Origin of the sequence: Mesorhizobium sp. M1A.T.Ca.IN.004.03.1.1, from assembly GCF_003997555.1 — a bacterium.
In the GTDB taxonomy this organism is placed as follows: domain Bacteria; phylum Pseudomonadota; class Alphaproteobacteria; order Rhizobiales; family Rhizobiaceae; genus Mesorhizobium.
Genome location: NZ_RZTV01000005.1, coordinates 114,896 through 134,674 on the forward strand (window position 1 = coordinate 114,896; position 19,779 = coordinate 134,674).

Annotated in this window: 21 protein-coding genes; 10 read left to right on the plus strand and 11 right to left on the minus strand. The window is 65.2% G+C overall.

Going from position 1 to position 19,779, the window contains the following annotated elements; all coding sequences use genetic code 11:
• The first annotated feature begins 39 nt into the window (after nucleotides 1-39).
• Complete coding sequence (locus tag EOD29_RS17520; protein WP_066998282.1) at nucleotides 40-1,278, plus strand: MFS transporter; 1,239 nt, start codon at nucleotides 40-42, stop codon at nucleotides 1,276-1,278.
• A gap of 70 nt (nucleotides 1,279-1,348) precedes the next feature.
• Here EOD29_RS17520 and EOD29_RS17525 read toward each other — a convergent pair whose 3' ends face one another.
• From EOD29_RS17525 to hemC, 6 genes are all read right to left on the minus strand, one after another.
• On the minus strand, nucleotides 1,349-2,065 hold the full coding sequence (locus EOD29_RS17525) for a glutamine amidotransferase (protein ID WP_127247323.1): 717 nt from the start codon (nucleotides 2,063-2,065) through the stop codon (nucleotides 1,349-1,351).
• A gap of 18 nt (nucleotides 2,066-2,083) precedes the next feature.
• The gene (locus EOD29_RS17530) at nucleotides 2,084-2,563 is read right to left on the minus strand and encodes a TerB family tellurite resistance protein (protein WP_066998287.1); all 480 of its coding nucleotides are present in this window, start codon (nucleotides 2,561-2,563) and stop codon (nucleotides 2,084-2,086) included.
• 32 nt (nucleotides 2,564-2,595) lie between these two features.
• Nucleotides 2,596-4,167, minus strand: coding sequence for a heme biosynthesis protein HemY (locus EOD29_RS17535; protein ID WP_127247324.1), 1,572 nt, complete (start codon nucleotides 4,165-4,167; stop codon nucleotides 2,596-2,598).
• A gap of 10 nt (nucleotides 4,168-4,177) precedes the next feature.
• Entirely contained in the window at nucleotides 4,178-5,650 is a 1,473-nt protein-coding gene (locus tag EOD29_RS17540; protein WP_127247325.1) for a mitofilin family membrane protein, read from the minus strand.
• Nucleotides 5,651-5,755: 105 nt separating this feature from the next.
• A complete protein-coding gene (locus tag EOD29_RS17545; protein ID WP_127247326.1) occupies nucleotides 5,756-6,469 on the minus strand; it encodes a uroporphyrinogen-III synthase in 714 nt (237 codons plus the stop codon).
• A gap of 1 nt (nucleotide 6,470) precedes the next feature.
• Nucleotides 6,471-7,397, minus strand: coding sequence for a hydroxymethylbilane synthase (gene hemC / locus EOD29_RS17550; protein WP_127247327.1), 927 nt, complete (start codon nucleotides 7,395-7,397; stop codon nucleotides 6,471-6,473).
• Nucleotides 7,398-7,626: 229 nt separating this feature from the next.
• Here hemC and tsaD point away from each other — a divergent pair, with 229 nt between their 5' ends.
• From tsaD to EOD29_RS17580, 6 genes are all read left to right on the plus strand, one after another.
• Nucleotides 7,627-8,712, plus strand: a complete 1,086-nt coding sequence (gene tsaD / locus EOD29_RS17555) for a tRNA (adenosine(37)-N6)-threonylcarbamoyltransferase complex transferase subunit TsaD (protein WP_179293682.1) — start codon at nucleotides 7,627-7,629, stop codon at nucleotides 8,710-8,712.
• A complete protein-coding gene (locus EOD29_RS17560; protein ID WP_095826265.1) occupies nucleotides 8,709-9,734 on the plus strand; it encodes an NAD(P)H-dependent glycerol-3-phosphate dehydrogenase in 1,026 nt (341 codons plus the stop codon). The genes tsaD and EOD29_RS17560 overlap by 4 nt, the downstream gene beginning before the upstream one ends.
• A gap of 17 nt (nucleotides 9,735-9,751) precedes the next feature.
• The gene (locus tag EOD29_RS17565) at nucleotides 9,752-10,048 is read left to right on the plus strand and encodes a YciI-like protein (protein WP_066998315.1); all 297 of its coding nucleotides are present in this window, start codon (nucleotides 9,752-9,754) and stop codon (nucleotides 10,046-10,048) included.
• 102 nt (nucleotides 10,049-10,150) lie between these two features.
• Complete coding sequence (locus EOD29_RS17570) at nucleotides 10,151-10,576, plus strand: EVE domain-containing protein (protein WP_095826266.1); 426 nt, start codon at nucleotides 10,151-10,153, stop codon at nucleotides 10,574-10,576.
• Nucleotides 10,573-11,244, plus strand: coding sequence for a methyltransferase (locus EOD29_RS17575; RefSeq protein WP_127247328.1), 672 nt, complete (start codon nucleotides 10,573-10,575; stop codon nucleotides 11,242-11,244). Before EOD29_RS17570 ends, EOD29_RS17575 begins: the two co-directional genes overlap by 4 nt.
• Before the next feature lie 50 nt (nucleotides 11,245-11,294).
• Nucleotides 11,295-11,720 carry a DUF1761 domain-containing protein gene (locus EOD29_RS17580; protein ID WP_127247329.1) on the plus strand — a complete coding sequence of 142 codons (426 nt, stop codon included), beginning with the start codon at nucleotides 11,295-11,297 and terminating at the stop codon, nucleotides 11,718-11,720.
• Nucleotides 11,721-11,796: 76 nt separating this feature from the next.
• Here EOD29_RS17580 and gcvA read toward each other — a convergent pair whose 3' ends face one another.
• On the minus strand, nucleotides 11,797-12,723 hold the full coding sequence (gene gcvA / locus EOD29_RS17585; protein WP_127247330.1) for a transcriptional regulator GcvA: 927 nt from the start codon (nucleotides 12,721-12,723) through the stop codon (nucleotides 11,797-11,799).
• Between the two features lie 131 nt (nucleotides 12,724-12,854).
• On the opposite strand from gcvA, the gene EOD29_RS17590 reads away from it, so the two are divergent.
• Nucleotides 12,855-13,112, plus strand: coding sequence for a DUF1127 domain-containing protein (locus tag EOD29_RS17590; RefSeq protein WP_066998328.1), 258 nt, complete (start codon nucleotides 12,855-12,857; stop codon nucleotides 13,110-13,112).
• A 69-nt stretch (nucleotides 13,113-13,181) separates the two neighbouring features.
• On the opposite strand, the gene EOD29_RS17595 is transcribed toward EOD29_RS17590, so the two are convergent.
• Entirely contained in the window at nucleotides 13,182-13,715 is a 534-nt protein-coding gene (locus EOD29_RS17595; RefSeq protein ID WP_245322417.1) for a L,D-transpeptidase, read from the minus strand.
• A gap of 146 nt (nucleotides 13,716-13,861) precedes the next feature.
• On the opposite strand from EOD29_RS17595, the gene EOD29_RS17600 reads away from it, so the two are divergent.
• Together EOD29_RS17600 and EOD29_RS17605 are read left to right on the plus strand one after the other, a co-directional pair.
• Entirely contained in the window at nucleotides 13,862-14,545 is a 684-nt protein-coding gene (locus tag EOD29_RS17600; RefSeq protein ID WP_066998380.1) for a response regulator transcription factor, read from the plus strand.
• Between the two features lie 246 nt (nucleotides 14,546-14,791).
• Nucleotides 14,792-15,250, plus strand: a complete 459-nt coding sequence (locus tag EOD29_RS17605; protein ID WP_127247331.1) for a cyclic nucleotide-binding domain-containing protein — start codon at nucleotides 14,792-14,794, stop codon at nucleotides 15,248-15,250.
• A 33-nt stretch (nucleotides 15,251-15,283) separates the two neighbouring features.
• On the opposite strand, the gene EOD29_RS17610 is transcribed toward EOD29_RS17605, so the two are convergent.
• From EOD29_RS17610 to EOD29_RS17620, 3 genes are all read right to left on the minus strand, one after another.
• Complete coding sequence (locus EOD29_RS17610; RefSeq protein ID WP_067322968.1) at nucleotides 15,284-16,084, minus strand: exodeoxyribonuclease III; 801 nt, start codon at nucleotides 16,082-16,084, stop codon at nucleotides 15,284-15,286.
• Between the two features lie 103 nt (nucleotides 16,085-16,187).
• The gene (locus EOD29_RS17615; RefSeq protein ID WP_066998340.1) at nucleotides 16,188-16,856 is read right to left on the minus strand and encodes an outer membrane lipoprotein carrier protein LolA; all 669 of its coding nucleotides are present in this window, start codon (nucleotides 16,854-16,856) and stop codon (nucleotides 16,188-16,190) included.
• Nucleotides 16,857-16,999: 143 nt separating this feature from the next.
• Complete coding sequence (locus EOD29_RS17620) at nucleotides 17,000-19,660, minus strand: DNA translocase FtsK (protein ID WP_095825195.1); 2,661 nt, start codon at nucleotides 19,658-19,660, stop codon at nucleotides 17,000-17,002.
• Nucleotides 19,661-19,779 lie beyond the last annotated feature (119 nt).

The following is a 19,779-nucleotide window of genomic DNA, read 5'->3' on the forward strand; positions in this document are numbered from 1 at the left end:
GTGCCCCGCCGGCCGATGTCACAACGGGGCCCTCGAATCATGACCGCCGAAGCAACTTCACCTGAACAGCGCTACGCCGCCTTCCGGCACCGGCCGTATCTCAGCTACTGGACGGCGCGCTTCCTCACCACTTTCGCCACCCAGATCGTCTCCGTCGCCGTCGGCTGGCAGATCTACGACCTGACGCGCAATCCCTTCGACCTCGGCATCGTCGGCATCGTCCAGTTCCTGCCGTCGCTGCTCTTGGTGCTTGTCACCGGCGTCGTCGCCGACCGCTTCGGCCGCCGCCTGATCATGACATTGGCGTCGTTCGTCGAGGCCGGCTGTGCGCTCACTCTGTTGTTGCTGACGCTGCGCGGCCTTGGCGGCCCGCTGCCGATCTTCGTCGTGCTCGCCATGTTCGGCATCGCCCGCGCCTTCTACGGGCCGGCCTCGTCCTCGCTGGTCGCCAATCTGGTGCCGCCACAGGATTTCGCCAACGCCATTGCCTGGAATTCGTCGGCCTGGCAGACGGCAACCATCGTCGGCCCGGTCGCCGGCGGCCTGCTCTACGGCCTTTCGGCGGAGATCGCCTACGCTACTGCGGCGATCCTGATGCTTGTCGCCGCGCTGCTCGTCTTCACCATCCCCAAGCCCGCGCAGCAGACGGCCACCGACAAGCCGACGATGCAGACCCTGTTTGCCGGCTTTCGTTACATCTGGGGCGAGAAGATCGTGCTCGGCGCGATCTCGCTCGACCTGTTCGCGGTGCTGCTCTCCGGCGCCTCGGCGCTGCTGCCGGTCTATGCCCGCGACATTCTGGAGCTTGGGCCCTGGGGCCTCGGCCTGCTGCGCTCGGCGCCTGGCATCGGCGCCATCGCCGTGGCGGTCTGGCTCGCCGGCCATCCGATTCGCGACCATGCCGGCAAGATCATGCTCGGTTTCGTCGCCTTGTTCGGCGCCTTCACCGTCCTGTTCGGCGTCTCGACCATCACCTGGCTGTCGATCGTGGCGCTCGCCATGCTCGGAGCCACCGACATGTTCAGCGTCTATATCCGCGAGACGCTGATCCAGCTCTGGACGCCGGACGAGGTGCGCGGCCGCGTCAACGCCGTCAACCAGGTCTTCGTCGGCGCTTCCAACGAGGTTGGCGAGTTCCGCGCCGGCACCATGGCGGCGCTGATCGGCACCGTGCCGGCGGTGGTGATCGGCGGCATCGGCGCCATCGCGGTTGCCGGTATCTGGGCTTGGTTGTTCCCTGCGCTGCGGCAGGTGCGGCATTTGAATAGCAGGAACTAATTGCCGGCGCAGCAACTTGACGGCCGGACTAGAAGAGTGCAGCGACTTCCCTCTGCAATTGCGGCAAAATCTATCCGACGGCCGGCTTGCCGAAGATCAGGCTCAAAAATTCGCCGAGCCAGCGCTTGAGGTGCATGTCCCAGATCAGCCGGCCGCCGAGATGATCGCGGCCGGGCTGCGCGCCGGGCAGCTCGAAGCGATGCGCGCCTCGCACCACCCAGCGCTGCATCATCACCCTGGTCAGCTCGCCATGAAACTGAATGCCCCAGCCATTCTCGCCATAACGAAAAGCCTGGTTGGGATAGGTTTCGGCCGTGGCGAGCAGCGTCGCGTCCTTCGGCAGGGAAAAGCCCTCGCGGTGGAATTGGTAGACCATCTCCGGCCAGTGCAGCAGTTTCTTGCCGGCGTCGGTCGCCTTCAGCGGATACCAGCCGATCTCGACCAGTCCTTCGCCATGACCCTCGACCCTGCCGCCAAGATACCTGGCGAGCATTTGCGCGCCGAGGCAGATCCCAAGAAAAGGCCGGTTTTCCTTGAGCGGGATTTCGAGCCACTCGGTCTCACGCCGGACGAACTCGTCCTGGTCGTTGGCGCTCATCGGCCCGCCGAAGATCACCGCCCCGGCGTGGCCGTCCAAAGTGCAGGGAAGCTCTTCGCCAAGCGGCGGCCGGCGAATGTCGAGATCGAAACCTTCTTCCAGAAGCATATGGCCGACGCGGCCGGGGCTCGAAGTCTCCTGATGCAGCACGATCAGGATTTTTGGTCTCGGCCTGGGTCTGGGTGGCATGGAAGAAGAAAGGTCCAGCTATTCGTCGCTCGATGTGCCCCGAGCGCCCGGGGCTTCGGCCGCCGCCTTGCGGCGCGCCTCGATGCGGTCGTGGCGCTCGACACCGATCAGTTCGGCGACGCGCCAGACGGTGTTGTCCTCGAGCTCGTGCAGCTCGCCGTCGGCGTAGACGATCTCCCACATCAGGCCGATGAAGGCCTTGCGCGCCTCGGCATCCAGATGGCGCTTGAGCACGCTGGTGAAGGCATAGAGGTCGATCGCCTCGTTATCGGCACGCTCGCCGGCGGCGGCCAGCGCGTCGAGCTCGTCGCCGCTGATCGAATAGGTCTCGGCCAGGATCTCCTTGAAGCGCTCCCACTCGATATCCTGGCGCACGCCGTCGGCGTTCATCACGTGATAGAGCAGCGCCGAGGCCGCGACGCGCGGATCGTCCGCGCTTGGCTTGCTCGCGCCCGCAGCAGGCAAATCCCTCAGGAAGGACAATACGCGTTCGAACATCGATGCTTTTTCCCTGTCCGCCAAGCCGAGCCTCAAAACAAACGAAACCGGCGCGGCGATTTTTCCGCCTCGTCTTCCGGCGTGACGCCGGGATCATCCGGCAAGCGCGGCAACTCGGGCGCCTGCTCGACCACCATGTCATCGGCGGCGGCGACCTCGGTTTCCCTCTCGATGCCGTTCGGCGCCTCGGCGGCCGCCTTCTCGGCCGAACTATCGGGCTCAAGGTCGATCGCTCTCTCGTCAGCCGGCAAAGCGGGCGCCGATGCAGCGATCGCGGGAACCGCCTCCTCAACCTCGCTGTCGATTAGTTGCCCGAGCCGCTCCATCGGCGCGCGCCAAGTGAACGCGTCGAGCTTGCCGGTGATCGGCGATACCGGCGCCCAGCGCTCCGAGACGACACCGTCCGCCACCCAGGCCGGATCGCGCGGCGCGCGCACAGCCTTGGACAGCAGCTGCCGCACCTTGCCCTGGTCGCCGCTTTCGGCCTCCTCGATGTCGGCCAGCAACAGATAGGCGCCTTCGCGGCGATCAATGCGGATGGCGGATTCCGCCTCGCGCCTGGCGGTGGCGAAATCCTGCGCGTCGAGCGCGGCGCGTGCCACGGCCATCGACGATTCGGCATGGTTCTTCTTCAATTCCTGCAGCTTTTTCGCCCGGTTGAGGCGATCGAGCACGGCATCGCCCGGCCTCGCATGGATGTAGAGCTCGGCGATGTCCGGATGCGGTTCGGCCCGCCAAGCGGTCTCCAGGATCTTGGAACCCTTGCGCACATCGTTGTGCTTAATCAGCAGGTTGGCCGCGATCACCGCGGCCGGCGCGAAATCGGGCGCCAGCTTGTTGGCTTCGAGCGCCGCGGTCCGGGCAGCGTTCGGATCGCTGTCGACCAGCGCCTGCGCCTTGGCAGTGAGCAGCACGGCGCGGCGGCGGTTGGCGGCATCGCGTTCGATTTGCCTTGTCGATTTCTGCGCCTCGACCAGCTTCAACGCGCCGTCCCAGTCGCCGCGCTCGGTCAGCTCTTCAAGCGTCGATTCCGCCGCCCAGGCAAGCTGCGGTGCCACAGCTGCGGCACGACCGGCATAGTGGCGCGCGGCGTTGCGGTCGCCCAGTCGCTCAGCTTCGAGATAGAGCCCGCGCAGGCCGAGCAGTCGCATCTCCGGATCATCGAGCATGCGCTCGAACTTTTCCCGCGCGCCGTCATGGTCGCCTTCGAGCAGCGAGGCCTGCGCATCGAGCAGGTTGATCAGCGGCTCCTGGTCGGAACTGATCAACTTGGCCGCCTCCTTGGTCTTCTTACGCGCCAGCGCGCCGTCGCCGGCGCCGGCTGCGATCATCCCCGTCGACAGCGCCTGGTAGCCGCGATCGCGGCGGCGGACCCGGAAATAGCGCGAGATCGCATAGGGGCTGTTCCACAGCGACTTAATCAGCCACCAGACGATCATCACCGCTGCGACCACGGCGACGATCGCCACCGCCGCCACCATCAGCGTGACCTGGTACTGGTAACCGTTGAAGGTGATGATCATCTCGCCCGGACGGTCGGCCAGCCAGGCAAAGCCGAGCCCCAGCGCGAACACGACGGCGAGGAAGGCGAGGATGCGGATCATCTGACGGTCCTCATGCCTTGGTCGCGCCGGCAATCAGCGCTTCGATCTGCTTTTCGACTTCGAGCCGCGCCTTCAGTTTGCTGGCGAAGTCGGCGCCGGCCGCCTTCGACGCATCGGGCAGGGTATCGTATTCGGCGAGCGCCTTGGCATAGTCGCCCTGGTTGACTGCCACTTCAATGCGCGCGACCGTTTCCGGCACGCCCTTGCCTTCGACGGCGCCGACCGGCCGCACCTGCACCAGCGATTTCGCGCTCGACACCAGGCTTTGGAAGAAGCCGGCATTCTGGTCGACCGGCGTTGCCGCTTCGATCATGGCGTTGGCGGCGGCTTCGGCCTCGGAAGCGATGGTGGCTCGCGTGGGCACGCCTTTTTCCGCATAGCCGCGCAGAACGCCAAGCTCCGGCGAGTCAGGCGCAATGGCGGCGAACGTGTCGAGCTCGGTCGCGAACGGCGCACCGCGATCGAGCGCCGCCTTCAGCGCCGAAGCGGCAATCGCCAACGCGATCTTCGGCTGCGAGGCCTGCGCCTCGACCTTGCCGGAGAGCTGCTGCACCGACTGTTCCAGCGCCGCGATCCGGCTGTCCGCCGCCTTCGCCGCGTCGCCCGCCGATTTCACAAGCGCGTCGAGCCCGGCGAGCTTCTCGTTGAGCGGGGCGAGATCGACCGGTGCAGCATTTCCGGCCTTCTGCAGGTCGGCGACCGACGTCTCGACCTGGCCGACCTTGTCGGTGAGCGCCTTGAGCGCGGCGCCGTCGTCGCCCTGGCCGGGCGAGGATTTCAGCGCCGCGACGTCCGACTTCACCTGGTCGAGCGCCGAGGACAGGCCGTCGACCTTGGCCGAAGCGCCGGTATCGGCCGCCTCCTTAAGTGCCGCGATTTGGCTTCTCAGCGAAGCGATCTCGCCGGTGACGCCGTCGGGCGAGGGCCCGCCGACCGAAGTCGGAGAACCGAGCAGCCCTACCGCTTGCAGAAGGCCGGCGCCGGCAAGCGCGACAACGCCGCCGATCACGCCGGCGGCAATCATGTTGACGCCTGAGCGCCTGGCGGCCGGGAAGTCGCGATCGTCGCTTCGGGTTTCGCTCGGCTTCGCCGTCGAGGCGGCAAAACTGGTCTTGGCTGCCGACGCATCCTCGAAACTGTAGCCGAAGCTTTTTGGTTCGCTCTTCGGAGCCTCATCAGTGCCCGGATAGGATGCTTCCGCCCCATCCTTGTTGGTTCCAGCCTGGTCAGCTCCGCCCTGCGCCGCGTCGGTGTGTTCCCACGGCTCGATGTCGGCCTGTTCGGCATGGATCGGCTCTTCGGGAGCTTCCGGCTGCGAAGCAGCAGCCCCTTCCTCTGCCTTCGCCTGGTCGGTTCGTTCCGTGTTGGTATCGGTATTGGCGGCATCCTCGTCGGTGATTCGCGAGACGGCGCCGGGTTCGAGTTCGATGGTCACCGGCTCGCGGCGGCTCTTCGAATGTCGCACCTTAGGCGTCTTGACCATGCTTGGGCTCCGCAAATTGGCTTGAGGATGGTTCAAAGGGTCTAGAGCTCAAGGATGCTCTACCACATCACCAAGCGGTGAAAAGGGGCGGTGTGATGACGCGGCTCAGCTCGTCAGCGACAAAAGCTGGAACAGCGCGTCCTCGGCGGGTTTAGAGGCAATGCGAACCTTTTGCCCGCCAACCCCGTCCAATTCTTTGGCGATTCTTACGGACAGGGCCAAAAACTCCGCCCGTTCAAAGAGATGCCGCAGTGCTGGGCGCATGGCCAGGCCAATCATCACGGGTGCCGCCTTGGCCGAATAGAGCAGCACTGCCTCGACCGGCATGCCCGACAATCGGGCAACGACGGCATCGTCGCCATAGTCCAATTCGATGGTGTCGTAGGTCTCGACAGGCCGGACACGCACCCTGGCTGCCGCCAGCCGTTCTTCGAACACCGGAAAGCGCACGCGGCCACAAAGATAAACCATCTCCTTGCCTGTCAGTTCGGCGGTTATCTGACCGGCCAGTGCTTCGGCATCGCCTGGGCCTTCAAAGACGGACGTAAATCCAGCCGCACGGCAGGCTTCCGCCGTCCTTGTCCCGACCGCATGGCAAGGCAGCGCGGCAAGCGCGGCGACCAGTTCCTTGGGCGCATAGCGCACCGCATTGGCGCTGGTGACGGCAACCGCGGCAGCAGCGGGCAAGACGCTTGCCTCGACCGGCAACGCCACTGTTTCCGTCAGTGGCAGCAGGACGGGCTGGAACCCCTGGGCCTGAAGCCGCCGGGCCGTGCGGGAGGCGCCCGGTTCCGGCCTCGTCACCAGGACGCGGACCATGTCAGGCCCAGCCGTCGAAGAATTTTGCGCCGGCCTTGGCGCGAACGGCCCGCGCGGCTTCCACGCCGATATTCGCCGCGTCCCGGGCCGGGCCGTTCAATCTGACCTCATGCGACTCGGTGCCGTCGGGCGAGATGATCAGCCCGGCGAAAGACAGGTTTTCGTCCGAGACGATCGCATGGCCGGCGATCGGCGTGCGGCAGGAGCCGTCGAGCGCAGCAAGAAAGGCGCGCTCACAAGCCAGCGCCTGGCCGGTCGGCATGTCGTGAATAGCCGCCAACATATTGTCGACCACGCCGTCGCCGATGCGGCTTTCGATGCCGATCGCCCCCTGCCCCGGCGCCGGCGGAAAGACATCCAGCGGCATCAGATCGGTGATCACGCTCTCGAGCCCGAGCCGCTTCAGCCCCGCATAGGCGAGGATGGTGCCTTCGGCCACGCCCTCATCCAGCTTGCGCAGTCTGGTCTGCACATTGCCGCGGAACATCACCACATTGAGGTCCGGCCGCATCCGGCGGAGCAGCGCCTGGCGCCGGAGCGACGACGAGCCGATCGTGGCGCCATGCGGCAGATCGGCGATCCGCTTCGCGGTCTTGCCGATGAAGGCGTCGCGCGCGTCCTCGCGCGGCAGGAAGACGGAAAGCTCCAGCCCGTTGGGCAGCACCGTCGGCATGTCCTTCGAGGAATGCACGGCGATATCGATGCGGCGGTCGAGCAGCGCTTCCTCGATCTCCTTGGTGAACAGGCCCTTGCCGCCCGCTTCCGACAACGGCCGGTCCTGAATGCGGTCGCCGCTGGTTGAGATCGGCACAATTTCGAAGGTCTGCTCGGGCAGGCCATGCGCCTGCATGAGCCGCGCCCGCGTCTCATGCGCCTGGGCGAGCGCCAGCGGGCTGCCGCGTGTTCCGATTTTCAAGGTTGTTTGCATGGCGCGCGGTCCGTGATAACCCCCGAGGCGATTCCGAGGTCTGCCGAGATTCAGGTCAGGCCGAGCCGAAAAAAGCGGATTTCGAGAACCGGAGCGGAGCGTACTTTTGGGTACGTGAGCGCCGGAAGCGCAGAAAACCGCCATTCGCAGGCCGGCACCACCTGACTATCGACAGACCTCCTATATAGGAAAGGTCGGAGACACAATCTTCGAGGACAGCGACGAATTGATCCGCGTTCTGGGCATTGAGACAAGCTGCGATGAGACGGCCGCCAGCGTGGTGGCGCTGGACGGCGACTCCGCGCCCGAAATCCTCTCCAATGTCGTCTTGAGCCAGATCGAGGAGCATGCCGCCTTCGGCGGCGTCGTGCCCGAGATTGCCGCGCGCGCCCATGTCGAGGCGCTGGATGGGATCGTCGAGGCAGCGCTGACGGATTCGGCCGTATCGCTCGATGAGGTCGACGCCGTCGCCGCGACTGCCGGGCCGGGGCTGGTCGGCGGGCTGATCGTTGGTCTGATGACCGCCAAGGCGATCGCCGCCGCCGCGAACAAGCCGCTGATCGCCATCAACCACCTCGAAGGTCACGCGCTGACTGCCCGGCTGACCGAGGGGCTCGACTTTCCCTATCTGCTCTTGCTGGTCTCCGGCGGCCACACCCAGATCGTCGCGGTGCGCGGCGTCGGCGACTACCAGCGCTGGGCAACGACCATCGACGATGCGCTGGGCGAGGCTTTCGACAAGACGGCCAAGATGCTTGGCCTGCCCTATCCGGGCGGGCCCAACGTAGAAAAGACAGCGGCCAGCGGCGATGCGAGCCGCTTTGCCTTCCCGCGTCCGATGAAAGGGTCGGCGCAGCCGGATTTCTCCTTCTCCGGCCTGAAGACGGCTGTGCGCCAGGCGGCAACGGCAATCGCGCCGCTCAGCGACCAGGACGTCGCCGACATCTGCGCCTCCTTCCAGGCTGCGGTGGCCGATGCGCTGGGCGACCGTGTCGCGCGGGCGCTCGCCCGTTTCCGCAAGGAATTTCCCGAGACGGCAAAGCCGGCGCTGGTCGTCGCCGGCGGCGTCGCCGCCAACCGCACGATCAAGGCGACGTTGGAGGCGCGCTGTTCCAAGGCCGGCTTCGCATTCGTCGCGCCGCCGCAAAAGCTTTGCACCGACAATGCCGCGATGATCGCCTGGGCCGGCATCGAGCGGCTGCGCGCCGCGATGGCCGACGCGAGCGCCGCCGACTTCGTGCCGCGCTCGCGCTGGCCGCTGGACAGTGTTTCGGCTCCCTTGGTCGGCTCGGGCCGTCGCGGGGCAAAGGCATGACTGACGCGGTCACGAACGGCGCACAGGCCAAGGCGCCCAGCGGCTGGCGCGTAGCGGTGCTTGGCGGCGGCGCCTGGGGCACGGCGCTGGCGCTCGCCATGCTGCGCGCCGGCCATTTTGTCCGCCTCTATGCCCGCGATCCCGACACCGTCGCCGCGATCGACCGTGGCGAAAACCCGCACTATCTGCCCGGCATCGCGATCGAGCCCGGCATCGTCGCCACCAGCGATATCGCTGCTGCGCTCGACGGTGCGAATTGCGTGCTGGCGGTAACGCCCGCGCAATCGCTGCGCGTGGTGCTGACCGCCGCCGCCGGCCATGTGCCATCCGGCGTGCCGCTCGTCCTCTGTGCCAAGGGGATCGAGCGCGACACCGGCGCGCTGCTGTCCTCGATCGTCGAGGAAAACCTGCCCGACAATCCGGTCGCAGCACTTTCCGGCCCGAGCTTCGCCAGCGATGTCGCGCGCGGCCTGCCGACGGCCGTGGTGGTGGCCGGCCGCGACGGAGAACTGGCGGCCGATCTCGCTGCCCGCTTCTCGGCCGAGAACCTGCGCTGCTATTCCAGCGACGATCTCATCGGCGTCGAGATCGGCGGCGCGCTGAAGAACGTCTTCGCCATTGCTGCCGGCGCCGTCACCGGAGCCAAGCTTGGTGCCAGCGCCCAGGCCGCCATGGTGACGCGAGGCTTCGTCGAGCTGCGCCGCATCGGCGCCGCCTTCGGCGCCAGGCCGGAGACGCTAATGGGGCTCTCCGGCCTCGGCGACCTGCTGCTCACCTGTTCCTCGGCGCAGTCGCGCAACTTCGCCTACGGCCTGGCGCTCGGCCAAGGCAAGGAGCTCACCGGCCTCCCGCTCGCCGAAGGTGTGCCGACGGCGGGCATTGCTGCCCGCATCGCCGCCGAGCGCGGCATCGAGGCGCCGATCATTGCCGCGGTCGCCGCCATCCTCGATGGCAAGGTGACCATCGGCCAGGCTGTGACGGCGCTGATGACGCGGCCGCTCAAAACCGAAACCGACATCTGAAGCCTCGGAGTTGAAACATGCTGTTTGCGTTGATTTGCAAGGACAAGCCCGGCAGCTTGCAGCTGCGCGCCGACACAAGGCCGGCGCATGCGGCGTTCCTGGAAGGCCTGATCAGCGAAGGAAGACTTGCCTTTGCAGGTCCCTTCCTCGACGCTGCCGGCAAGCCTGACGGAAGCCTGGTGATGATCGAGGCGCCCGACATGGCCGGCGCGCAAGCCCTGGCGGCCGCCGACCCCTATGCCAAGGCCGGCCTGTTCGAAAGCGTCGAAATCCGTCCATGGAACTGGGTCTTCCAGAAGCCCGCCGCCGCGTGACCGGTCGCGGCGCTCCCTCTCCCCGCGAGAACGGGGAAAGGATAAGGAAGAGCGCCAACGCTTCAATCGGGGCGAACCGACAATGGCAAGGGGACAACTGAGATGAACTACTGGCTGTTCAAGTCCGAACCTTCGGTCTTTTCCTTCGAGGCGCTGAAGGCGAAGGGCAAGGCCGGCACGCAGTGGGACGGCGTGCGCAACTACGCCGCGCGCAACAACATGAAAGCCATGCAGATCGGCGATCTCGGCTTTTTCTACCATTCCAATGAAGGCCTCGACATCGTCGGCATCGCCGAGGTTTGCGCGCTTGCCCACCCCGACTCCACCACCGACGATCCACGCTGGGAATGCGTCGACATCCGCGCCTGCAAGGACGTGCCGAAGCCGGTGACGCTGGAACAGGTCAAGGCCAATCCGAAGCTGGCCGACATGGCGCTGGTGCGGCTTGGCCGGCTTTCCGTGCAGCCGGTGACGCCGGCAGAGTGGAAAGAAGTCTGCCGCATGGCCGGCCTCGACCCGGCGCCGTGACCAGGCTCACTCCCAAAAACGCAAGGACATTCATCCTCGACAATACGGCGCTGATGGCGCCGCCGCACGTGCCGGAAGTGCTGCTGCACCTGGCTGACGAGGCGCACGACCTCTGGCTGCGCACCGAGGAGGAGCTGGCCGAGATCGGCCTGCCGCCGCCCTTCTGGGCTTTCGCCTGGGCCGGCGGCCAGGGCCTTGCCCGCTATGTGCTCGACCATCCGGCGACGTTGCAGGGCAAACGCGTGCTCGACTTCGCTTCCGGCTCCGGCGTGGTCGCCATCGCTGCCTTGAAGGCCGGCGCGGCTGAAGTGACCGCGGCCGATATCGATCCCTTTTGCGCGACGGTCATCGCCCTCAACCTGGAAGCCAATGGCGTGAAGGCCGATTTCCTGGATGCGGACTCCATCGGCACGGATGACGGCTGGGACGTCGTCTTGGCCGGCGATGTCTTCTACGACAAGCCTTTGGCGGAGAGGCTGACGCCGTGGTTCACGAGCCTCAAGGCGCGCGGCGCCGACATCCTCGTCGGCGATCCCGGGCGCGCCTATCTGCCGAAGACCGGACTGCAATCGCTCGCCGTCTACCAGGTGCCGGTGACGCGCGTGCTGGAGGATGCCGAGGTCAAGCGCACGACCGTGTGGCGATGGGTTTCCGCCGCTTCGGCTTGACGCAGCCGGCGAACAGGGATTCCATCGCTCATCTTTCGGGAGGGGATTCTATGGATTTTTCAACGGTGAACTGGCTGGCGGTGATCGCCGCAGCCGTCGTGGCGTGGCTGTTCGGTGCCGCCTGGTACATGGGCCTGAGCAGGCCCTGGCTGAAGGCGGCAAAGCTCGATCCGGCGACGATGAAGCGCTCGGCCGTTCCGTTCATCGTCAGCTTCGTCGCCGAGCTCGTCATGGCGCTGATCATGACGCTGGTGGTCGGCGCGATGACCGGCGGCGAGCCCAACCCGCTCGCCGGCGTGATCTTCGGCTTTGTGCTCTGGTTTGGCTTCGTCGCCACCACGCTGTCGGTCAACCACCGCTATCAGGGCTTTGGCTGGGACCTCACGCTGATCGATGCCGGCCATTGGCTCGGCGTGCTGCTCATCATCGGCGCCGTGATCGGTTGGTTCGGCGCGCCGGCCGCGCCGGCAGGCTAGGGCACTTCCAGGAAGAGTGTGAAACGGTTCCGTTGGAATTGCGCCCAATAAACAGAGAGAGCGGTCCGGAGCGCCGCTAACCCGCGTCTGCGTCTTTCGTGACTTCGTCGAGAAGCCATTCGCGGAAGGCGACGATGCGCGCGTCGTCCTTCATCGCTTCCGGATAAACCAGGAAATAGGCGAACTCCGGCGCGACCTTGATGCCGAGTTCGAAGGGCCGGATCAGCCGCCCTTGCGAAAGGTCGTTGGCCACCATGGCGAAGTCGGCAAGCGCCACCGCATTGCCGTCGAGCGCCGCCTGCGCGGCATCGGTCGAGGACCCGAAGACAAGGGTGCGGCTGTCGTCGAAATCTTCGACCCCTGCCGCGTGCATCCACATGCTCCAGTTCGGCCAAGTGACGCCCTGCCGGGACCATTCGATATGCGCCAGCGTATGGTGGAAGAGATCGCGCGGCTCCTTTAGCGGCAGGCCTGAGGCGAGCAGCGCCGGGCTGCAGACGGGGATGATGATGTTCTCGAACAGCCGGTGCGCGCAGAGCCCGGGATATTTGCCGCTGCCGAAACGAATGCCGATATCGACATCGTCCCGCTCGAAATCCCTGACTTCATAGGTAATGTCGAAGCGCAACTCGACGCCAGGCTTTTGCCGGCGGAAACCGTCGACGCGCCGCATCAGCCACTTGGTTGCGAACTGCGCGTCGAGCGTCACTTTCAGCAGCGCCGTGCCTCTCGCCATCTTGCGCGCGCGGGTAACGGCGCGGCCAAGCAGGTCGAGCGCATCGACCGAGGCTTCGAACAGAACGTTCCCCGCTTCGGTCAGCCGCATGGTGCGGCTGGTGCGCGTGAACAGCACGAGGTCGAGCTGATCCTCTATTTCCTTGATCTGGTGGCTGACCGCCGCCGGCGTCAGGCCAAGCTCGTCCGCGGCACGGGTGAAATTGAGGTGCCTCGCCGCTGCCTCGAACGTCCTCAACGCACGCGTTCCGGGCAGCAAGCGGGCCATCTCAATCTCCAAAAAAAACTTGATGATCAGACAAGAACTACTCGTTTTCCGTTTGTTTTTCAATCCGGCAAGATGGCCGCATCGATAAACCATCAAACCGGATTTGATATCCGGAGAACACGGATAGCGCCATGACCGAGATCGTCCTGAAGTCTCACGCCGTCCAGAAATCCGACTCCGGCATCACGCTTTGGCTGCGTTCGGCGTTCGAGTGGCTGCGCCAGGCCGGGGTCGCCGCTCGGCTTCCCGACGAATCCGTCGAGGATCTCTCCGACCGTCAGCTGCGCGACATCGGCGTCGAGCGCAGGGACGTCGCAAAGGCGATGAACCGGGAGCTTGGCCGGATCGGATTGCTGGATACCGGCTGGCAGCAGCCTAAGCGGCACTGAGGGAATAGGGGAGTAGGCAGAGAATCTCGCTTCGGTGGACGTGCGTCCTCCGTGACATATCCTACTCCCCTACCTCACCACCTTCACCACGGTCCGGTCCGACAGCAGCGGCAGCAGCCTCGCCATGGTGCGCGCCGTCACCGCGACGCAGCCTTGCGTCGGCGTGAAGCCGGGACGCGCCAGATGGAAGAAGATCGCGCTGCCGCACCCGCGCCGGCGCGGCGCGATGTTCCAGTCCAGCACCAGGCACACATCGTAGAGCCGGTCGGCGCGCCGCATCCGTTCATGGCTGGCGCCGTAAGGGATCTTCACCGGCCGATTGTAGTTGCGGTCGTCCGGCACCTCGCACCAGCCGAGATCCGGGCCGATCGGCGCCATCGCCAGCCCCGTCCGGCGGCCGCCGGGAAACTGGTCGTTGCGGAAATAGCCTGACAATATCCGCATCGCAGCCAGTGGCGTCGCGCCGTCGCCCTCGCGCTTGCTGGCGGAAATGCCGCCGCGCCCGAGGGCGCAGGGAAACACCGTTTGGCCGGCTTGCAGCAATCCCTGCGCAGGGTTGCCGGGCCTCGCACGCACAACCAGGACATGCAGCCCCTTCGGCAAAAATTCGCCTGCCGCATTGCGCGCGCGTTTTTTCTTGTATGATTGTCTCACGGAACAAATCACTGTGAACGACTGTTGCGCCGGTGAGCTTCCGCATAAATGGGGGGAGGTCAACTGAATATTCTTTTTAAAACAACGGATTGATCATGACATCACGCACCATTCTGATCGTTGACGACGACGACGACCTGCGAGCCACCCTCGTCGAGCAACTGGCGCTTTACGAGGAATTCGACGTCCAGCAGGAAGCCACTGCCGCAAAAGGCGTCGCCACGGCGCGCGGCGGCCTTGTCGATCTGCTCATCATGGACGTCGGCCTGCCAGACATGGACGGTCGCGAGGCGGTGAAGATCCTGCGCAAGGGCGGCTATAAGGCCCCGATCATCATGCTGACCGGCCACGACACCGATTCCGACACCATTCTGGGGCTCGAGGCCGGCGCCAACGATTACGTCACCAAGCCTTTCCGCTTCGCGGTGCTCTTGGCGCGCATCCGTGCGCAGTTGCGCCAGCACGAGCAGAGCGAGGACGCCACCTTCTCGGTCGGCCCCTACACCTTCAAGCCCAGCCAGAAGCTTTTGATCGATCCGCGCGGCGCCAAGGTGCGGCTGACCGAAAAGGAAGCCTCGATCATCAAATATCTCTATCGCGCCGACCAGAAGGTGGTAACGCGCGACGTGCTCTTGGAAGAAGTGTGGGGTTACAATTCCGGCGTCACCACCCACACGCTGGAAACCCATGTCTACCGGCTGCGCCAGAAGATTGAGCGCGATCCTTCCAATGCCGAAATTCTTGTGACAGAAAGCGGCGGCTACAAGCTGGTTCCTTAAACATTTCATGATCTAGAGCGATTCCAGGAAAAGTGTGAAAGCGGTTTTCCGATCGGAATTGCGTCGAACCAAACAGATAGGCGGTCGGGCGGGACTGCCTCGGGTACGATCCTGATGCTGGAGGGTGATGGATCGGCTCGCTGCACGCATCGCACGATGCGTGATTGAAAGTTGGAGTGCGCGCTCCCGCAAGGAGGCGGCGCTCCAAAGGAGGGACTGGACTGACCGCTCGGGGACACAGCTAGGATGGCGCTGGATGACGACATCCGCATCCTGTCCGCCGTGAAGCTTTTTCAGGGCTTCACGCCGGAACAGTTGCGCCTGCTCGCCTTCGGCGCCGAGACCACTTTTCTGCAGGCCGACCACAAGCTCTACCGCGAGGATGACGTGGCCGACTCGGCCTATATCGTAGTCAGCGGGCGCATAGTCCTCTATCGCGAGCAAGGCAGCGGCGAACGCGTCCCGATCGGCACGGCAGGCCCCGGCGCCATGCTCAGCGAACTGGCCCTTATCGCCGACACCAACCGGCTCACCAGCGCCTCGGCCGCGATCGATTCGGAAGTGATCCGCTTGAGCCGAAAGATGTTCCGCCGCATCCTCGAGGAATATCCGGAGCTCGCGGTGCAGCTGCACGAGCGCATCCTGGAGGAATTCCAAGAGATGATCGCCCGCATCGAGGAGCTGGCGCCACGGTTCACGGAATAGAAGCGCCGCAGCGCCTCTGCCGATTGATAGCGCTCAATCCAATTCAAACTTAGCGATGACCGGCACATGGTCCGACGGCTTCTCCCAGCCGCGCGCCGCCTTGACAATCTCGTAACCGGCAAAGCTCGGCACCAGATTGGCGGACGACCAGATATGGTCGAGCCGCCGGCCGCGGTCCGATGCTTGCCAGTCCTTCGCGCGGTAGCTCCACCAGGTGTAGAGCTTTTGCTCGGCCGGCACGTTGAGCCGCATCAGGTCAACCCAGCCGCCGGCCCGCCGCATCGCCTCGAAGTTTTCGGTCTCGACCGGCGTGTGGCTGACGACGTTGAGCAATTGCTTGTGCGACCACACGTCATGCTCCTGCGGCGCGATGTTGAGGTCGCCCACCAGGATCGAGGCATCGTGCTCGCTCGCCGGCACGCTGTTCATCTCATAGACGAAATCGAGCTTGTGGCGGAATTTCCGGTTGATCTCCGGGTCGGGCTCATCGCCGCCGGCCGGAACGTAGAAATTGTGCAGCAGAATCGACCTGCCGCCGGCCTGGACCCTGACCGAGAGATGCCGGCTGTCGTCGATCTCGCAGAAACGCCGCTTCTCGACCAGCGCGATCGGCCGGCGCGCGACCGTCGCCACGCCGTGATAGCCTTTCTGGCCGTGGAACAGGATGTGCTGGTATCCGGCCTTGCGGAAAGCCTTTTCCGGAAACAGCTCGTCCGGGACCTTGGTTTCCTGCAGGCAGAGCACGTCCGGCGCGTGCTCCTTGAGCAGCCGCTCGACGATCGGCATGCGCAGACGCACCGAGTTGATGTTCCAGGTGGCTATGGTGAAGGGCATTCAGGCAGGTCCGGCAAAAGATCGCCGATCTACTGCCAGCCACGCGCCATAAAGACAAGCCGGCCCGCGCTGCAAGCCGGCCCTGCCCTGAATATGGGCGGACCTACCGCGTCTTGGTATTGAGCTCGCGGTTCGCCGTATAGTCGATGGCGAAGGTGCCGTCCGGAATGGAGACGCCTTCCTTGACGTTGAAGATCATCACCGTCGTGTCCTTGCCCTGCGCGTCGGTGATCGTCCACTGGCGCAGTTCATAGGTCTTCGGATCAAACATCATGGTGATCTTGGCGTTGCCGAACACCGACTTGTCGGAGAGTTGGATGGTGGTGAGGTCGTCTTCTTCCTTGACGGCCTTCACGCGCCCGCCGGAGAGATCGATCCGGTCGTCGAGCAAAAGCTTCAAGGGCGTCTTCGACAGCGGATAGAGGTCGGAGGTGTTCAGCTTCTTGTTGAGGATGACGACCGACTTGCCGTCCGAGATCACCCGGAAATTCGACGATCCGTCATAGTTGAAACGGATTTTGCCGGGACGTTCGAGGAAGAACTTGCCGCCGGTCTGCTCGCCCTTCGGGCCGAACTGCACGAATTCGCCGCTCATCGATTTGACCGAGGAAAAATGGTCGGCGATCTTTTGCGCCGCCGGCGGAACGGCGGCCTGAGCCAAGGCCAGAAGTTGGAAGCCCGGCACGACATTGATGGCGGCGGCGCCCGCAAGCACCAGGCCAAGGCCGAGCAGCTGTCGGCGGGTCGGAGCGAAATCTGTCTGGGTCTTCATGCCGTTCACTTCCTGTGATTTGCCTTGGTCGCAGTCTCTGGACCGCCAGTTGGGCCTAAGTTTGGCGGGTCGCACGGCGCTTGGTCGCATCAACGCGCCAGAGGGTTCAAAGTTGCCGGCCGCCTCCCGTGGACGTCGCCGCTCTAGAACTTATCGTCCTCGGTGGGAACGAGAATCTCGCGTTTGCCGGCGTGGTTGGCCGGGCCGACGATGCCTTCCTTCTCCATCTTTTCGATGATCGACGCCGCGCGGTTGTAGCCGATGCCCAGCCGGCGCTGGATGTAGCTGGTCGAGGCCTTGCCGTCGCGCAGCACCACGGCCACCGCCTGATCGTAGGGATCGTCGGAATCCTCGAAATTGCCGCCCCCACCGCCGCCGCCGGAACCGCCCCGGCCCGAGGCGCCGTCCTCATCGTCTTCCTCGTCATCCTCGGTGATGGCGTCGAGATACTCCGGCACGCCCTGCAGTTTGAGATGGCCGACGATCCGTTCGACCTCGTCGTCCGAGACGAAGGGACCGTGGACACGCTGGATGCGGCCGCCGCCCGCCATGTAGAGCATGTCGCCCATGCCGAGCAGCTGCTCGGCGCCCTGCTCGCCCAGGATGGTGCGGCTGTCGATCTTCGACGTTACCTGGAATGAGATGCGGGTGGGGAAATTGGCCTTGATGGTGCCGGTGATGACGTCGACCGACGGGCGCTGCGTCGCCATGATGACATGGATGCCGGCGGCGCGCGCCATCTGCGCCAGGCGCTGCACCGCGCCTTCGATGTCCTTGCCGGCAACCATCATCAGGTCGGCCATTTCGTCGATGATGACGACGATATAGGGCATCGGCTCGAGGTCGAGATCCTCCGTCTCGTAGATCGCCTCGCCGGTCTGGCGGTCGAAGCCGGTCTGCACTGTGCGCGAGATTTTCTCACCCTTCTTTTCGGCCTGGCTGACGCGTGCGTTGAAGCCGTCGATATTGCGCACGCCGACCTTGGACATCTTGCGGTAGCGGTCTTCCATCTCGCGCACCGTCCATTTCAGCGCCACCACGGCCTTCTTCGGATCGGTGACGACGGGCGTGAGCAGATGCGGGATGCCGTCATAGACCGAGAGCTCGAGCATCTTCGGATCGATCATGATCAGCCGGCATTCCTGCGGGGTGAGCCGGTAGAGCAGCGACAGGATCATGGTGTTGATGGCGACCGACTTGCCCGAGCCGGTGGTGCCGGCGACCAGCACATGCGGCATCTTGGCGATGTCGACGATGACCGCCTCGCCGTTGATGGTCTTGCCGAGCGCCAAGGCGAGCTTCGCCTTGGTGGTTTCGAAGTCGCGGCTCGCCATGATCTCGCGCAGATAGACTGTCTCGCGCTTGGCATTCGGCAGTTCGATGCCGATGGCGTTGCGGCCGGGCACGACGGCGACGCGGCAGGCGATCGCGCTCATCGAGCGGGCGATGTCGTCGGAGAGGCCGATGACGCGCGAGGATTTGATACCGGGCGCAGGTTCCAGCTCATAGAGCGTGACGACCGGACCCGGGCGGACATGGATGATCTCGCCCTTGACGCCGAAATCCTCGAGCACGCCTTCGAGCAGCCTTGCGTTCTGCTCCAGCGCGTCCTTCGACAGGCTCGGGTCTTTCGCGACGTTCTTCGGTTCGGACAGGAAATGCAGCGACGGCATCTCGAACGTGCCGGAGCCGATGAGCGAGGTCTGCGCCTCGCGCTGAACGCGTGCGCCTTGCACCGGGCGCGGCGCAGGCGCCTCCACGCGCGTCGCCGCGTCCGAGCGGAAGTTGCGCACATTGGCGCGGCGCTGGACCGGCTCCTCGTCGTCGAAGTCGTCGAGATCGGCCTCTTCGTCGTCGAAGACATTGTCGTCCACGGGATCGACCGAAGCGCTGCGGTCGTTGACCATTGCGGCGAAGAATTCCGGCTCGACACGGGCGCGGCCGCCGGGGCTCATCCTGGATTCGGCGTACTCGGCCGATTCGACCCGTTCGGCGGCGCGGCGCCAGGCGCTGGCCCGCGGCTCAATCTGAGGCTCGAACTCGTCACGCTCCTGCCTGCGGCGCGCGGCACGCCGATGCATCCATGCACGGAAGGACAGCCACCAATGGGTGATGGCGCCGAGCGCAAGAATGCCTTCGTCGCCCTCGTCTTCATCCTCATCGAAGAGCAGATCGTCCTGCTCGCGCGGTTCCGGCTCGGCGGCGCGCTCCATGACGGCAAAGCCGTTCTTGCGCGCGATCAGCGCCGAGCCATAGGCGAACAGCCAGAGCGCCGGCGTCGCGAGCACAACGGCGATGATGGTGGCGAAAAGGCCCTTCGGATAGCCGCCGACGGCGATGCCCGGGATCTTCAGCACCATGTCGCCGAACACGCCGCCGAGACCGGTCGGCAGCGGCCAGGTGTTGGGCGGCGTCACGCAGCCGACGATCGCCGCGGCAAGCAGCGCGAAGCCGAACCAGGCAAGCCCGCGCTTGCCCAGCCTGTCGATGCCGCGGGCGGAGAACAGCAGAAAACCCCAGATCACCGCCGGCACCAGCCCAGCGACGGCGGCAAGGCCGAAGAACTGCATGGCAAGGTCGGAAAACACCGCGCCCGCATAGCCCATGGCGTTGGTGACGAGATTGTTGGTGGCGTGCGAGAAGCTCGGATCGGCGACGTTCCAGGTAGCGAGGCTGGCGACGCCGAAAGCGGTGAACACGAACATCCCGGCGCCGACCAGGCGCCCAACCTGCCGCCGCGCGAACGCCTGGATGCCGTGCCCCGTATCGGTCAGCGCGAGCGGTGCTGAAGCGCCTGAACGCATGCCTCTTCCCCGTGTGTCGATGCCTGGCCGGATGCGTGACGCATGCCGGGAGATTCGTCTCCCAGACTATCGGCGGGAAGGTTAAGGGCGCATTAACCATGGCCTTTTACCGAGATGCT

What these genes read in the sequence shown, in the direction of transcription:
- EOD29_RS17545 (WP_127247326.1), bottom strand. Translation starts at nt 6,469, where the DNA reads ATGGTCCGCGTCCTGGTGACGAGGCCGGAACCGGGCGCCTCCCGCACG.
- EOD29_RS17600 (WP_066998380.1), top strand. Translation starts at nt 13,862, where the DNA reads ATGACATCACGCACCATTCTGATCGTTGACGACGACGACGACCTGCGA.
- EOD29_RS17540 (WP_127247325.1), bottom strand. Translation starts at nt 5,650, where the DNA reads ATGGTCAAGACGCCTAAGGTGCGACATTCGAAGAGCCGCCGCGAGCCG.
- gcvA (WP_127247330.1), bottom strand. Translation starts at nt 12,723, where the DNA reads ATGGCCCGCTTGCTGCCCGGAACGCGTGCGTTGAGGACGTTCGAGGCA.
- EOD29_RS17620 (WP_095825195.1), bottom strand. Translation starts at nt 19,660, where the DNA reads ATGCGTTCAGGCGCTTCAGCACCGCTCGCGCTGACCGATACGGGGCAC.
- EOD29_RS17580 (WP_127247329.1), top strand. Translation starts at nt 11,295, where the DNA reads ATGGATTTTTCAACGGTGAACTGGCTGGCGGTGATCGCCGCAGCCGTC.
- EOD29_RS17590 (WP_066998328.1), top strand. Translation starts at nt 12,855, where the DNA reads ATGACCGAGATCGTCCTGAAGTCTCACGCCGTCCAGAAATCCGACTCC.
- EOD29_RS17610 (WP_067322968.1), bottom strand. Translation starts at nt 16,084, where the DNA reads ATGCCCTTCACCATAGCCACCTGGAACATCAACTCGGTGCGTCTGCGC.
- EOD29_RS17520 (WP_066998282.1), top strand. Translation starts at nt 40, where the DNA reads ATGACCGCCGAAGCAACTTCACCTGAACAGCGCTACGCCGCCTTCCGG.
- EOD29_RS17525 (WP_127247323.1), bottom strand. Translation starts at nt 2,065, where the DNA reads ATGCCACCCAGACCCAGGCCGAGACCAAAAATCCTGATCGTGCTGCAT.
- EOD29_RS17605 (WP_127247331.1), top strand. Translation starts at nt 14,792, where the DNA reads ATGGCGCTGGATGACGACATCCGCATCCTGTCCGCCGTGAAGCTTTTT.
- hemC (WP_127247327.1), bottom strand. Translation starts at nt 7,397, where the DNA reads ATGCAAACAACCTTGAAAATCGGAACACGCGGCAGCCCGCTGGCGCTC.
- EOD29_RS17570 (WP_095826266.1), top strand. Translation starts at nt 10,151, where the DNA reads ATGAACTACTGGCTGTTCAAGTCCGAACCTTCGGTCTTTTCCTTCGAG.
- EOD29_RS17560 (WP_095826265.1), top strand. Translation starts at nt 8,709, where the DNA reads ATGACTGACGCGGTCACGAACGGCGCACAGGCCAAGGCGCCCAGCGGC.
- EOD29_RS17530 (WP_066998287.1), bottom strand. Translation starts at nt 2,563, where the DNA reads ATGTTCGAACGCGTATTGTCCTTCCTGAGGGATTTGCCTGCTGCGGGC.
- EOD29_RS17615 (WP_066998340.1), bottom strand. Translation starts at nt 16,856, where the DNA reads ATGAAGACCCAGACAGATTTCGCTCCGACCCGCCGACAGCTGCTCGGC.
- EOD29_RS17565 (WP_066998315.1), top strand. Translation starts at nt 9,752, where the DNA reads ATGCTGTTTGCGTTGATTTGCAAGGACAAGCCCGGCAGCTTGCAGCTG.
- EOD29_RS17535 (WP_127247324.1), bottom strand. Translation starts at nt 4,167, where the DNA reads ATGATCCGCATCCTCGCCTTCCTCGCCGTCGTGTTCGCGCTGGGGCTC.